This is a genomic window from Bacteroidota bacterium (genome assembly GCA_016706255.1).
In the GTDB taxonomy this organism is placed as follows: domain Bacteria; phylum Bacteroidota; class Bacteroidia; order Chitinophagales; family BACL12; genus UBA7236.
In genome coordinates this window covers 72,329-86,379 of the sequence record JADJJZ010000029.1, presented here as the reverse complement: position 1 = coordinate 86,379, position 14,051 = coordinate 72,329, and the positions used below count along the sequence as shown (strand labels likewise).

Annotated in this window: 11 protein-coding genes and 1 pseudogene; 8 read left to right on the top strand and 4 right to left on the bottom strand. The window is 37.5% G+C overall.

Going from position 1 to position 14,051, the window contains the following annotated elements:
• Positions 1-97: 97 nt before the first annotated feature.
• From mdh to IPI65_18310, 3 genes are all read left to right on the top strand, one after another.
• Positions 98-1,042, top strand: a complete 945-nt coding sequence (gene mdh, locus IPI65_18320) for a malate dehydrogenase (GenBank protein MBK7443381.1) — start codon at positions 98-100, stop codon at positions 1,040-1,042.
• Between the two features lie 66 nt (positions 1,043-1,108).
• On the top strand, positions 1,109-1,540 hold the full coding sequence (locus tag IPI65_18315; protein MBK7443380.1) for a clan AA aspartic protease: 432 nt from the start codon (positions 1,109-1,111) through the stop codon (positions 1,538-1,540).
• Between the two features lie 43 nt (positions 1,541-1,583).
• Positions 1,584-2,966 carry a hypothetical protein gene (locus IPI65_18310; GenBank protein ID MBK7443379.1) on the top strand — a complete coding sequence of 461 codons (1,383 nt, stop codon included), beginning with the start codon at positions 1,584-1,586 and terminating at the stop codon, positions 2,964-2,966.
• A 58-nt stretch (positions 2,967-3,024) separates the two neighbouring features.
• On the opposite strand, the gene IPI65_18305 is transcribed toward IPI65_18310, so the two are convergent.
• The gene (locus IPI65_18305; GenBank protein MBK7443378.1) at positions 3,025-5,115 is read right to left on the bottom strand and encodes a T9SS type A sorting domain-containing protein; all 2,091 of its coding nucleotides are present in this window, start codon (positions 5,113-5,115) and stop codon (positions 3,025-3,027) included.
• A gap of 433 nt (positions 5,116-5,548) precedes the next feature.
• On the opposite strand from IPI65_18305, the gene IPI65_18300 reads away from it, so the two are divergent.
• The 5 genes from IPI65_18300 (at position 5,549) to IPI65_18280 (ending at position 9,843) form a co-directional block, all read left to right on the top strand.
• A complete protein-coding gene (locus IPI65_18300; GenBank protein ID MBK7443377.1) occupies positions 5,549-7,111 on the top strand; it encodes a putative metal-binding motif-containing protein in 1,563 nt (520 codons plus the stop codon).
• Positions 7,074-7,397 carry a T9SS type A sorting domain-containing protein gene (locus tag IPI65_18295; protein ID MBK7443376.1) on the top strand — a complete coding sequence of 108 codons (324 nt, stop codon included), beginning with the start codon at positions 7,074-7,076 and terminating at the stop codon, positions 7,395-7,397. The genes IPI65_18300 and IPI65_18295 overlap by 38 nt, the downstream gene beginning before the upstream one ends.
• A 90-nt stretch (positions 7,398-7,487) precedes the next feature.
• Positions 7,488-8,060: a pentapeptide repeat-containing protein gene (locus IPI65_18290; GenBank protein MBK7443375.1), complete on the top strand. Its 573-nt coding sequence runs from the start codon at positions 7,488-7,490 to the stop codon at positions 8,058-8,060.
• A gap of 95 nt (positions 8,061-8,155) precedes the next feature.
• On the top strand, positions 8,156-8,908 hold the full coding sequence (locus IPI65_18285) for a hypothetical protein (GenBank protein MBK7443374.1): 753 nt from the start codon (positions 8,156-8,158) through the stop codon (positions 8,906-8,908).
• A gap of 20 nt (positions 8,909-8,928) precedes the next feature.
• On the top strand, positions 8,929-9,843 hold the full coding sequence (locus tag IPI65_18280) for a ChaN family lipoprotein (GenBank protein ID MBK7443373.1): 915 nt from the start codon (positions 8,929-8,931) through the stop codon (positions 9,841-9,843).
• 81 nt (positions 9,844-9,924) lie between these two features.
• On the opposite strand, the pseudogene IPI65_18275 reads toward IPI65_18280, so the two are convergent.
• The 3 genes and pseudogenes from IPI65_18275 to IPI65_18265 all read right to left on the bottom strand — a co-directional run bounded on the left by IPI65_18275 (position 9,925) and on the right by IPI65_18265 (position 14,030).
• Positions 9,925-11,186 (bottom strand): annotated as a pseudogene (locus IPI65_18275) (gliding motility-associated C-terminal domain-containing protein).
• Positions 11,187-11,411: 225 nt separating this feature from the next.
• Positions 11,412-11,843, bottom strand: coding sequence for a hypothetical protein (locus tag IPI65_18270; protein MBK7443372.1), 432 nt, complete (start codon positions 11,841-11,843; stop codon positions 11,412-11,414).
• A gap of 117 nt (positions 11,844-11,960) precedes the next feature.
• Positions 11,961-14,030: a gliding motility-associated C-terminal domain-containing protein gene (locus IPI65_18265; GenBank protein MBK7443371.1), complete on the bottom strand. Its 2,070-nt coding sequence runs from the start codon at positions 14,028-14,030 to the stop codon at positions 11,961-11,963.
• Positions 14,031-14,051: the final 21 nt, after the last annotated feature.

The following is a 14,051-nucleotide window of genomic DNA, read 5'->3' as shown; positions in this document are numbered from 1 at the left end:
AAATACCATCAAACTTTATGCACAATGCTTACTTTATTACGAAAAGGCATAACTTTGCAGCGCCTTAGGTTATTATGGCAGGAAAAATGACAAAACTATGAGTAAAGTAACTGTAATCGGAGCCGGCAACGTGGGTTCAACTGTTGCCAATGTGCTCGCTCACCGCGACTTTTTGAACGAAATTGTGGTATTGGATATCAAAGAAGGTACAGCAGAAGGTAAAAGCCTTGATACCTGGCAACAAGCGCCAATCGACAGCTATAGCACACGTGTTGTAGGTTGTACGAACGACTATGCCAGAACTGCTGATTCTGATGTGGTGGTAATCACTTCAGGTTTACCACGTAAACCGGGTATGAGCCGCGACGATTTAATTAGTGTGAATGCCGGTATAGTGAAATCAGTTACTGAACAAGTAATCAAATATTCTCCAAATGCGATCATTATTGTTGTATCCAATCCATTGGACGTTATGACATATTGCGCATATTTAAATGCTAAGGTTGACAGCAGCCGTGTATTTGGAATGGCCGGTATTTTAGATACTGCGCGTTACCGTGCATTTTTAGCAACTGAATTAAACTGTTCACCAAAAGATATTCAGGCAATTTTAATGGGTGGTCATGGTGATACTATGGTTCCGCTGCCACGTTATACTACTGTGAGTGGTATTCCTGTTACTGAATTGATTAGTGAGGAAAAACTGAATGCTATTGTTCAGCGCACTAAAGTGGGTGGTGGTGAAATTGTAAACTTATTAGGCACATCAGCATGGTATGCACCAGGTGCTGCTGCAGCTCAAATGGTTGAAGCAATTGTGAAAAATGAAAACAGGATATTCCCGGTTTGTGCTTTATTAAACGGAGAATACGGCTTAAAAGATATTTATTTAGGCGTTCCGGTTAAATTAGGCAAAAACGGTATTGAACAAATAATTGAATTACAATTAAATGAGGCTGAAAAAGCATTATTAAATGCATCTGCTACTGCTGTAAAAGAAGTAATGGAAGTGTTAGATAAAATGAATGCTGCAAGCGCATAATTAACTACTTTTTAAAATAAAACCGCAAACCCGAATCTATTTACCGGTTTTGCGGTTTTTTATTGCATGAACAACCAGGTAACCATACCCATACAGGTTTTAACTATTCCGCCCAAGGGATACCATATTTTTGTAGATGGCAAAATCGGACGCAAGCGAATTAATTTTCTGATTGATACCGGAGCCAGCAAAAGTGTGATAGATCAGGAATTTGCCAAACAGTTTTTTCCGGATGAACAGGTTACTAAAACCGATCATCTCACCACAGGATTAGGTGCAAATATTCCAAACAGTAGTTTTATCCGATTAAACCGAATAAGAATCGGGAAACATAAAATAGCTTCAACTAAATTTGCTTTGCTGGATTTAAGTATTGTTAATGATGCTTATGCATCAGCCGGACTGGAGCCTGTTTTAGCGATTATTGGTGGTGATATTTTAAAAAAATATGGCGCAGTTATTGATTATGCCAACAGAATTTTACTTTTACATACTTAAGCAAAACGAACAATAATCAGGCAATTCCCAAAACAAAAATATCATGCGTAATTTTTTCTTATTTATTTGTTTACTTTTTATTACTGCTGCTGTTCATGCACAAATTGAATTCACTTCAAAATTAGATGCATTAATTGAGCAGGGTATGTTATCTACTGCTGAGGGAAAAGTGGATTCTGTTTTAATGATTAATCCGGGAAATGTTGATGCCTTGTTTTATAAAGGAAATATTCAATATTATAAATATGCAAGTTTTGCTGATGCATTGAGCAGCACCGGCGCACCTGAAGAATCAGTTTACACCTCCGATTATAATTATATTGGTCAGTATAAAGAGATCGTTCCAATTAAAATTGCTGATACCTGTGCTTTTTATTTTAAAAATGCGTTACGCATGGACCGTAAACGCGACGACATCTTATTGGCATTGGGTTATTTATATTCGGTGAGTTTACAAGGAAACAAATTGAAAGAAATTCTACCGGCAATTGCGCAAGTTCCAACAATAGATGAATTTAATATTCGCGACTATGCCTACAATCTTTTAGACCGCGGTGCATATCAGGAAGGCATGAAGGTGTATGAAAAAATTGGCGAATTGTACCCTGCTAATGGCAATTTAATTAGCGATATTGCTGTTGAATATTATATTATTGGCGATATAAACAATGCAATTAAATTTGCGAATAAAAGTTATTTGATGGAGGGATTAGATACCGTGAGTTATAATAATGCTTTTTTCCTTTTTAGTGTAGCAGAGCAATATGAACAGGCACAATTTTGTATTAATAAATGGGCTGCTTTAAATAATAATAAAACAAATATTTTATACGAAGGATTGGTAAGTATGCTTGCAGGCAAATCAAATGCAAAATCCAAAATAACCGAATATGTTGACATGGAAAAAAGCGACTCACCCGAAAAAGATTTTGCTAAATATTTATTGTCAGTTGACCTTCGTATTGACCCGGATAATTATGATACCATTTACAACTTTGGTTTAACTGATGCTTTCAGTATTATTGTTAACCATTATTTTTATACCAAATTCCCTGAAGCCTTCTCTCCTGCTTATAATTATGCCGAAAGTTTAACTTACAATAAACGATATGCAGATGCATTAAAAGTTTATGAAAAAATTAACACCGCTGCTGCCGATAAAAATAATTTGGAAGAATATAATTTTTATTACGCATGGGCTTTATATAATACAGGACAATTTGAAGTAGCCAATTTGCATTGGGAAGCCGCCAGCACCTCAACAATACCATTTATTATGAGTGGAGCTAATTACTTTTTAGGAAAGTATTATTATATGAAGGGTGACAATGTAAATGCACGAAAATATTTTCTGCTTGGTGCAAATGCCCTCGGTAAATCTAAGTATTCAGAATTTTGCTCCGATTATTTGTCGAATATCAGATAAATAATAACCTCACATAATACGCTAATGCTGCGGATTACATGAGGTTTTAAGTAATTGGTTAATCTACAACCAATTTTGAATTGGCAGTTTCTTTTCCATCAGTTAATTGCAAAAAATAACAACCTACAGCTAACCCAAGTTGCTGAGGAGAAATAATTAATTGATGACTGCCGGCGGTAGTATTTCCTAATCCGGATTTATAAACTATTTTACCATAAATATCCGTTATTAAAAAGGTTAAATTAACAGCATCAATGGTATTGTAATGTAATATTGTTTGTCCGTTAACCGCAACCGGATTTGGTGATAACTTAACTGCTATACGCGCATTTTGATTTGCTGTACTTAACACCCCTGTGGTGAAATTAAAATCATCAATAAAAAGATTATTTACATATGGATTGTATACAAATTCAAATTTAAACTGCACATGATTTTCTTTTGCGCCTTCAGGTAAGTTAAACATTGCGCTACCCCATTGATCGGGGTATTGCGGATAAAAATCGGCACTGCCACCATAACTGGAAATTAAATCTTGCCCAGTTAATTTATTAAAATAAATCCATGAATCGCCGCAATTAACGCTGTAATATAGTTTTAGCGACATGGTATAATCGCTTGCATCAACACCAAAAGAAGTAGTTGCATATTTAAAAAATAAATTATCCGTTAACCCCAACGATAAATCAAATGGTGGTGAAATCATTACATCAGTTTCCAAATCAGGACCGAAGCGGCTATTGAGCCAAACGCATCCTGAATTCCAGTATCCATTATTACCACGCCATTGCCACTCGCGGTCATCAGGATATTTATTATATAAAACCCAGTCGTTATTTACTGTTGCTTCATCATTAAAATCAGCAAAATAAGTTGCATCATAATTGGCATCCATTTTGGCAACATTTAAATATTTTTCAAATGTTTTGGTGCTGCTGCCATTTGCATTGGTAACTGTTAACGTAACTGTATGCCAACCTTCATCATTATATTGTACGATTGGGTTTATTTCAGTTGATGTTGCCGGAATGCCACCTTCAAATTCCCAATATCTTTCGGTAACAACTGCATTAAAACTAACATCATGAAAAGTAGTTGAATTGCCGGTACACAATATTCTGTCGCTGGCATAAAAATCGGCTTTGGGAACACAACCGCTTGCAATATATCCATCATTGGTTCCGGTAAGTAATAAATTTTCCTGCGTATATAAATTATTACGCATCGCATCTTCACTTTCTAATGCAGCCATAATGCGTGCCTTCTGCCCTTCTGTAAACATGGTTGAGCAATAAGAATATTCCATGTGATTTTGCACATTATCAACCGCACCGCCACAGGTGTTTCCGTAAATATTGCAAGATGTCCAACCTTCGGTCATTGGCGTATCCGGCACCTGGTCATCACCACAGGCAATACCGGGTGCATTACTATTTCCCCAAACATGTTGCAGATTTAAATAGTGGCCAATTTCATGTGATAAAACATGAATGGCATATGGGCCGGCAGCGCCAATTGTTCCTACATAATCGTATCGTGCGATAATTCCATCCACAGTATACATCAATCCCGCAATACTTGTTGGATAATACGCATAAGCTGCTGCACCATTTGTTAAATCCTTAGTAACCCAGATATTTAAATATTTACCACTTTGCCAACCACCGTATTTAGCAGCATCGCTACCTTCATAGGTTCGCAACGATGCAATGCGGTCAATACCATTTGTACATCCACCGCTTAATTCTTTTTGTGCAAGACGAAATTCTATATTACAATTAGCAGCAATACCGGCATATTCAGGAATTGTCGCGAGAAAATCGGTATTCGTAGCACTAAAATCTGCATTAATTTTTGCTATTGCATCATACACCTGCGCATCACTAATATTTTCCGGGCCGTAATCATGAATGATATGAAATACTACCGGAATCACAATAGTTTCATCTTCAATGCGCATAATACTGGTTAATTTTTCCATTGCGCGTTTATCAAATTCGGCTTCCCTTTGCAAAATATCGGGATGCGTTTGAAGTAATTTTTCACGTTCCAAATCTGTTCCACACATATCGGTGGTTTGCGTAAACGAAATGAAAGGCATGGAGATTAAGCTCGCAATAAAAGTAAAACGGGTTATTCCAAAATGCATGCTGTTATGTATTTTAATTTGAAGGGTAAAATGGAATGGTAAAAATACCTTTTGCAATCTGAATTAAATAATGCCGTTCGGAATGACAACTATTTATCCTATAATTTACGCATAATCACAAAATGACATTCTCAAATCAGCAGTATTTGGACATAATCTTAACTATTATGTCACAATTAGACCGTTTCTTTTAGCAAATATTTAACGAATAATTTTCAAAACTGTTATTTATGTGACATGATAAATGGTATGTGGATACTGATAATTCATTGTTTAACAGTTGAAAATCAATTAATTACATATTTCTAAAATAACCTAATTGGGACATTTGCAGTTATTTATTTTCTACTTACGGAACATGACTTCTGCCTATCTTTCGACGTCTATAATGAAAATCCACCCGCACTATTACTATTACTAAATGTTTTGAATTATGAAAAAAAGCTACTTATTACTAACCATGGCGTTAGCGTGTGTGTTTTCTGTATCGAAAGCACAACTGTATGAATACCTGGATGATCCAACAGGTGCATACGCAGGCGTTGCAACCAATGCAACAGGAACAAATTTATCAAGAGAAAATGGTTTATTGGAAGACCCGGCATGCGGATCAGGGTACAGTTCCAACAAACATACTACCTCAGGCTACTCCAATGGCCGTCCAAGCGTTCAATTTTCAGTGACACCGGATGCAGGATTTCAATTGGATGTGACAAGTATTTCAGTTGATATTCGCAGAAACCCTAAAGGTCCTGCAAGTTGGAGACTGGCTTATTCAACAGATGGTGGTGCTACATGGACAAACAGCGGAACTGACTTTGCAGTTGCAAGCAGTGGTTGTTTTACCAACACTAATTTAACCTGGGATGTAGATGATTTTTCTACAACATCTACTTTGTGGGTGCGTGTAATTGGTCATACTGCTTACAGTTCATTAAACGGTGTATCAACATTAAAAAACATCGATGTTCAGGGTACTGTTTCCTATGCTGATGCAGATGGTGACGGATATGATTCTGATGTTGATTGTAATGATGCTGATGCGGCAATTAATCCGGGTGCTACTGAAATTTGCGACGGTATAGATAACAACTGCGATGGCAATATTGATGAAGCCGGTGGAGCTACATGGTATGCTGATGCAGATGGTGATTCTTACGGTGATGCAGGTTCAACAACAGTGTCTTGCGATATGCCTGATGGTTATGTTGCTGATAATACTGATTGTAACGATGGTGATGCAGCAATTAATCCTGCAGCAACAGAAGTTTGCGACGGTATCGACAACAACTGCGATGGCAATATTGACGAAGGATTAACTTTCGCAACTTATTATGCTGATGCTGATGGTGACACTTATGGTGATGCTGCTATGTCTGCAACAACATGCGATGGCGCTCCTGTAGGTTATGTAGAAAACAGCACTGATTGCAACGACGGTGATGCTGCGGTTAACCCTGCTGCAACAGAAGTATGTGACGGTGTAGATAATAACTGTGATGGCAATATTGATGAAGGAATTGATTTATCAATCAGCATCACACCAACAGGTGTAATTGCATTATGCAAACCTGATGATGTTACGTTAGAAGCAGTTGGTACTTTTGATTCTTATCAATGGTATAAAAATGGTACTGCTTTAGCCGGTGAAACAGGTGCAACATATACAACCAACAAACCTGCTTATTATCAGGTTGAAGGTTTTGTAGGTGCATGTTCTTCAGGTTTATCTGAAGTTCAGGCAGTTGCTGTTTATGAAAGCCCTAATGCCAATATCACCTATCCTGATGGTTTAAATCTTTGTGTTGTTAATCCATTATTATTAAAAGCTAGTTACGATGCCTTATATACTTATGTATGGTATCTTGATGGCAATGAAATAATTGGTGCTACAAGTGCAAATTATGAAGCTACAGCGAATGGCGATTACTATTGTGTAATCACCAACGAAAACAATTATGCCTTGCACAACAGCAACTGTAACAGTTGTAACTGAATGTCGTGAAGGCGAAATTGTTGGTGCTGCAAGCATGCAAGTTTATCCTAACCCTGTTAAAGACGAATTAACAATCACATTTAACACATTGGAAAATGATGCAACAGCAACAATTAATATTACCGATATTACAGGTAAAGTAATCTATACTACTACGGCTGCAACTACTAACGGTAGTGCAACTAAAACAATCGCACTTGGTAAAAACATCAGTGCAGGTTTATATTTTGTAACCATTGAAATGAATGGTTCAACTATGAATCAACAATTTGTTGTAGTAAAATAATTAGTTCCATTTTAACAAAAACCTTCCTTTTACCGGAAGGTTTTTTTTGCCCTTTTGAAATGGTTTATTTTTACCATAAAATAAAAACTAATGGCAACAGCATTTTTTGATTCAATTGGTTTTGATAAAAAGGATTATACCGGTGAAATATTTGAATCAGGTAATTATGATACCTGCACCTTCAACGGATGTAATTTTTCAGGTTGTGATATTTCCGGAAGCAGTTTTACCGATTGTGTTTTTGAAGATTGTAATTTGAGTTTGGCTAACCTCAACAAAACTGCTATTAAAACCGTAGCCTTTAAAAATTGTAAGATGCTGGGCATTCGTTTCGATCAGTGTAATACGTTTTTATTTGAGGCTACTTTTGAAGGATGCTCATTAAATCTGAGTTCTTTTTATAGGTTGAAAATAAAAAAAATGCCATTTGTAGATTGTAACCTCACAGAAGTAGATTTTACTGAAGCAGACCTTACAGGTGCAATTTTTCGAAACTGTGATTTACATTTAGCCCTGTTTGATAATACCATATTAGAAAAGGCTGATTTGAGCAGTGCCGTTAATTATTCCATTAATCCTGATAACAACCATATTTATAAGGCCAAATTTGCTTACCCCGCAGTATTGAACCTGCTGGATAAATATCAGTTGGAAATTTTATAAAAAGCAGTAGTCACCCGCATCAACTGCGTTAATACATGGTTTAGTTCTTGTTAAATTGCATGTTTACGACTATATTCGCCATCAAACAGCTAACCATGAAAAATCTTTTATTCTGCCTGTCGGCGTTATTCTTTATTACTGCCGGATGTAAAGACAAAAATCCAACACTAAAAAAAACAGCTAAGTCATCATCTTCATCACTAATTATAGGCGACCCTTTTGATTATGGTGTTGAAAATATTTTGTTGTTTCCAATTGGTAGCAATTACAACCCTATTGTTTACGAAAACCCTGAAGAATTTGAAAATGATTTGGAGATGAATAAAAAGAACATGCTTGCCTTTGACTTGAATGTAAGTGCTTTCAACGATAAGTATGCATCTGTTGAATATATAAATAATGATATTCAAACATTCGATATCAATAACATCCTATTTTATAATCTGCTAACGGGAGAAAGTTATCCTTTATTAAAAGACACACTGCATATTTTATCGTTTGCATTACATAAAGAATTTGCCAATCCTTTAATTTTTTATAGAGTTGTTGCGCAGGACTATAATCAGGACAGTCTGTATACCGATGATGACCCTGTAATGTTGTATGTATCTGACTTGCATGGTCAAAACCTGCATAAGATTACACCACCGGATGAAAAATTTATCGATTACTTTTATTACAAATCGGTAAATACCATCTTGATAAAAACAATTGTAGATAATAATCAGGATAAGTTATTTACCCCTGCTGATGAAACAAACTTTTTGCAAATGAAATTGGATGCTCCTGAAAAAGCTACCGAAATTTTTGATACACAAACCAAAGATTTATTAAGAAAAACCCGATAACCCTTTAATCAATATTTATTATGCGACTATTATTTATTTCGTTTTTAGTATCAGTTAGTTTTATAAGTTATGCTCAAGTTGGTCCCGGAAATTACAGGATTTATGATGTAAAACAAACGCGTGAGGTTACAGTTGAAGATGTTGTTGCGGCCATGAAAAATTATGATGTATTATTTTTTGGAGAAGAACATGATGACTCAGTTGCACATTATTTAGAAAATAAATTCCTTGAATCGATGTATCAGGTTTATGGCAATAAAACTACGCTATCACTAGAAATGTTTGAGCGCGATGTACAACCGATTATGGATGAATATTTGACAAGTGATATCCGTGAGAAAAACTTTGTGAAAGAAGCGCGTGTTTGGAGTAATTATGATGACTATCGACCAATGGTTGAGTTTGCAAAATCAAAAAAACTGAATGTTATTTGTGCGAATGCTGCAGGGAGATATACCAATTTGGTTGGAAGAAAAGGTCAGGCTGCATTAATGGCATTACCTGATGCCTCTAAAGATTTTATGGCTCCCCTGCCCTATGATACTGCAAGCGGTGCTTATTATGATAAATTGACTGAATTATTTATGATGGAAGTATCAGTAGATTCTGCAACAGGTAAAAAAACTGCTGCTGCTATGGGCGGATTTAATTTTATTCAAAGCCAGTCGTTATGGGATGCAACAATGGCTTATTCAATTGCAAAATATTACAAAAAACACAAGGGCAATAAAGTATTACAAGTTAATGGTCGTTTTCACAGTGATGAACGATTTGCCGTTGTAGCACAATTAAAAAATTATAATCCGAAAATTAGAACACTCGTAATCTCATCCGGTCCTGATGCTTCATTTCCAAATGTTGACTGGAGTAAATTTTTACAGCAAGGTGATTATATTATTATCACTGATCCGAATATCCCGAAGTCATTTGATTAATTAAAAAATTTAATTGATGATAGCAATAAAAAAGGCGCATGAACAAACTCATGCGCCTTTTAATTTATTTTAAAATTGAAATTATCTCATTAATAAGACCATCGATGACTTCGTAATTTCAACACCGAAGGCATCTAAACCTCTGATTAATACAACATAGTTACCAACTTCCTGTTCGTTTGAAGATTCAGTTCCATCCCAACCAACTGTAGGGTCAGCTGTTTCATAAACTAATTCACCCCAACGATTGTAAATTGAGAAGTAAGTAATTTCACCAATACCAATTAAAATCGGTTTGTATCATTTAATCCATCACCGTTTGGTGTAAATGCAGTAGGTGATGCAATTATGGTTTGAGGTAATACAAATACTGTAACTGAGTCTGTATTCTCACAACCATATTGATCAACACCGGTAACATAATAAATAGTGGTATCCTCAGGATAAGCTGTAGGATCCGGAATTATTGGATTAGATAAGAAATCTTCAGGTGTCCATGTATAGGTTAATGCACCGGATGCATTTAATTGTGCAAAACCGCCATCCACCATATATTGATCTTCACCTGCATATACATCAGGTAATACGCGTAAAAATACATTTACATCATCCACATCAGGACAGCCGTTTGAATCAAATACGGTTAACTGATAAAACATATTTGTAAGCGGACCCTGAACAGCAGGATTTGCGATAGTATCATCATCTAAATAAACCGGAGGTGACCATAAGTATGAAACGCCACCGCTACCTTCGAGGTGTACAGTGTCGCCAGGACAAACATCTTTATCAGGACCTGCATTTGCAACCGGAGAAGGTGGAACTTGCACGGTTACTTCACGTTCAATTGTACCGCAAATACCAACACCAACGGCAAGGTAAGTAGTAGTAACTGAAGGTGATGCAGAAACAGTATCTCCAACTGTAGCACTTAAGCCATCAGATGGTGACCATGTCCAGTCGTAACCGCCGCCATCAATAATATTGAGGTCAACAGAATCACCGGGACAAATTAACGTAACGCCTTCAGCTGAAATATCGATACCATCGGCAGCAACACCAATTGCAGAAGTTGCATCCAATGCTTCGTCTAAATCATCAGCGTCGAGGATATAAGCAAAGGCAATACATTGACATTCGCCTGCTGCAATTAAAGGAATTTTAAATGTTACTTGTGTTCCAAAGTCACCTGTTGAAGAACCTGTAAGTGAATAACCACCTGACCAAGGGCAAACTGATGCGCCGGTCCAGGCTTGTTCAGGTGTACCATCCATTGTTCCGAAACAACCCCAAGACACACGTGCATTTTCATCACGAGCGCCCATACCGAGGTAACAACCCATTGATGAACCCACAGCGGTAACTAAAGCATCCGGGTCAGTTGGCGGGTTAAATACGATATCATTATCGGTAGTATATCCTGCCCAATCCCATGCAGCTTCATTATCAGGGTCAACATTTCTTTTATAGTAAACATCAGTAAGGTCGGTTGGACCATCGTTACAAATTAAAATGCGGGTAACAAAATAACGTTTGTCTTCAGGTAAAGTGGTAGTTTGTGTTACAGATTAATCTTCAGCGGCCAAGTTACCTTCCCAAACAACGGTATATGTACCACCCGTGTAGTCATAAGAAGTTACGCCACCGGGAATATTTGTTGGGGAGCAATATTGGTCGGTATTGGTATAAACGCTTGCACCAACTTGGATTTGCCATCCTTCAACCGGAGCACCGGGAACGAAGTAATCGCCGCAATAGGCGAAAGGTGAGCCAACAGCCCAGCCATCCATGTCAGAATCTGCAACGAAACCTAATCCGGAGAAAACATTCGGATGGTAGCCGGCCGGTGGTGATGCGTTTGAGCCATAAGCCCCGCAGGTGTTCACGCCAACTTCCACGAAGTTACCCTTCATAAAAGCATTTGCCCCTACAATTTGGGCATTTGCCGTTACCGATATTGCTATCAGTATCAACAGGAGGAGTTTGTGTAGGTGTCTCATTATTAATTCAGTGTTACTTTATATAAACGGGAATAAGTAGTTTATCGTTTTGATGATAAACCACTTATTCCTGTTTATGTTTAATATATTTTGGTTTGTCTATTCAAAATCAAAATTTTAACGCACCAATGTAAAGTTTCCATTGGAGAATCGTTCTTCATTTAAACTGGTATATGCCTTAATCACTACCACAAATGTTCCAATTCCCTGCGCTTTACCATTAAATTCGCCATTCCATCCCGGTGATGTGCCGTCACCTGAATAAACCAATTCACCATAACGGTTGTATATCAAATAGCTCTGAATAAATCCGCTTCCGGAATATTGAGGAGCCCATGTATCGTTATGGCCATCACCATTTGGAGAAAACGCAGTAGGAATTCCAACTGTTAATTCACCGATAACATTAATGGTAATCGTATCTATATCTGTACATCCATTAGCATCAACACCTGTAACAATATAGGTAGTCGTATCTTTTGGAGCAGCAATTGGATTTGGTATATCTGTTCCACTTAATCCGAAAGCAGGAGTCCATGTATATGATTCAGCACCTGTAGCTTCCAGTTGAGAAGTTTCACCAAGATATGAGTCAATAGTAGATGGATCAGCTGTAACCAGGATGTCTAATGTAGAGAATACACTTACATCTATTTGGTCAGTATTAACACAACCAAATTCATCGGTTCCTGTTACAGTATAAGTTGTATTATCGTTTACGGTACAAACCGGATCAGGACAATCAGAGCAACTCAAACCGGTTGAAGGAGACCATTCGTAGTCTACAGCACCTGTTGCTTCAAGTTGAATAGAACCTTCCGGACATAAGTCAACGTCTTCACCTGCATCAACTACAGGTAGTGGATGTACGATCACCGTAATTTCATCGGTAGCCGGACAATTATATATATCATAAGTTGTTAAAGTATAGGTATAGGTTCCGGCAACTGTAATATCTGCAGTTGGGTTAGGACAATCTGTACAAGAAAGGTATGTAGCCGGCGACCATGAATAAAGGTTGTCAAACTCACCGCCATCGCCACTAAGTACTGTAGTTTCGCCTAAACAAAGTTCAACATCATCGCCTGCGTCAGCAAATTCATTTTCATCAACCTGAACAGTGATTGTCAATGTTGCATCTCCACAAAAACCGCCAACACCGGTAATAGTATAAGTAGTAGTTTCAGTTACTGTTGCGGTTACGTTAATTCCTGTGTCTGCACTTAAGCCTGTAGATGGTGTCCATGTCCAGGTATAATCATCAGCACCTAATATTGATAAATCAACTGTTTCACCCGGATTACATACTGTAGCAGTATCTCCCGAAGAAACGGTAACATCATCAGCAGTTAAGTTATAGGTAACAGTAGCTTCTAATGCTTCATCAAGGTCATCAACATTTAAGATATAAGCAAAAGCCACGCATTTACACTCACCAGGATTAATTACAGGTATATAAAATGCGATTGAGTTAGCTTCATCATCTGTATTTGAGCCGGTTCCGGTATAACCGCCTGTTGCATCCCAAACATCTTTAGGGTCACCATCGTTGGTTGCAAACAGACCGTAAGAAACACGAGCATTTTCATCACGTGCTCCAATACCAAGGAAACATCCGTAGGTTAAACCTTCTGAAGTAACTAAAGCTTCAGGGTCCGCAGGTGGTTGGTATACAATTACGTTACTCGTAGTATAATCACCGCTCCAAGGCTGGTCATTATCCGGGTCAACGTTACGTTTGTAGTAAACATCCTCCAATGGCTCATCACCATTGTTACATAAAAGTATGCGTGTCACAAAATACAGCTTATCTTCAGGTAAAGTTGTAATTTGTGTAACGTCTAAATCAACAGTAGGTGTTGTAATATTTCCTGTCCAGGTTCCGGTATAAATACCGCCTGCAAATGAATAATCAGTTACATCTCCCGGTATATCAGAAGGTGAACAGCCTTGATCAGTATTGGTCCAAACGTTGGCACCAATTTGAATTTGCCAGCCTTCAACAGGAGTTCCGGGAACAAAGTAGTCACCACAATAAATTGGTGTTCCTGTTGCCCATCCGTCAGATTCCCAATCAGCAACAAACCCTAAACCACCTTCAGTGGGATGGTATCCTGCAGGAGGAGCGACACTAGAACCAAATGCTCCACATGTGTTAATGCCGACTTCAACATATAAACCCTTCAAAAAGCAGTTTGGACCTACAAT

What these genes read in the sequence shown, in the direction of transcription:
- mdh (MBK7443381.1), top strand. Translation starts at nt 98, where the DNA reads ATGAGTAAAGTAACTGTAATCGGAGCCGGCAACGTGGGTTCAACTGTT.
- IPI65_18315 (MBK7443380.1), top strand. Translation starts at nt 1,109, where the DNA reads ATGAACAACCAGGTAACCATACCCATACAGGTTTTAACTATTCCGCCC.
- IPI65_18310 (MBK7443379.1), top strand. Translation starts at nt 1,584, where the DNA reads ATGCGTAATTTTTTCTTATTTATTTGTTTACTTTTTATTACTGCTGCT.
- IPI65_18305 (MBK7443378.1), bottom strand. Translation starts at nt 5,115, where the DNA reads ATGCATTTTGGAATAACCCGTTTTACTTTTATTGCGAGCTTAATCTCC.
- IPI65_18300 (MBK7443377.1), top strand. Translation starts at nt 5,549, where the DNA reads ATGAAAAAAAGCTACTTATTACTAACCATGGCGTTAGCGTGTGTGTTT.
- IPI65_18295 (MBK7443376.1), top strand. Translation starts at nt 7,074, where the DNA reads ATGCCTTGCACAACAGCAACTGTAACAGTTGTAACTGAATGTCGTGAA.
- IPI65_18290 (MBK7443375.1), top strand. Translation starts at nt 7,488, where the DNA reads ATGGCAACAGCATTTTTTGATTCAATTGGTTTTGATAAAAAGGATTAT.
- IPI65_18285 (MBK7443374.1), top strand. Translation starts at nt 8,156, where the DNA reads ATGAAAAATCTTTTATTCTGCCTGTCGGCGTTATTCTTTATTACTGCC.
- IPI65_18280 (MBK7443373.1), top strand. Translation starts at nt 8,929, where the DNA reads ATGCGACTATTATTTATTTCGTTTTTAGTATCAGTTAGTTTTATAAGT.
- IPI65_18270 (MBK7443372.1), bottom strand. Translation starts at nt 11,843, where the DNA reads ATGAGACACCTACACAAACTCCTCCTGTTGATACTGATAGCAATATCG.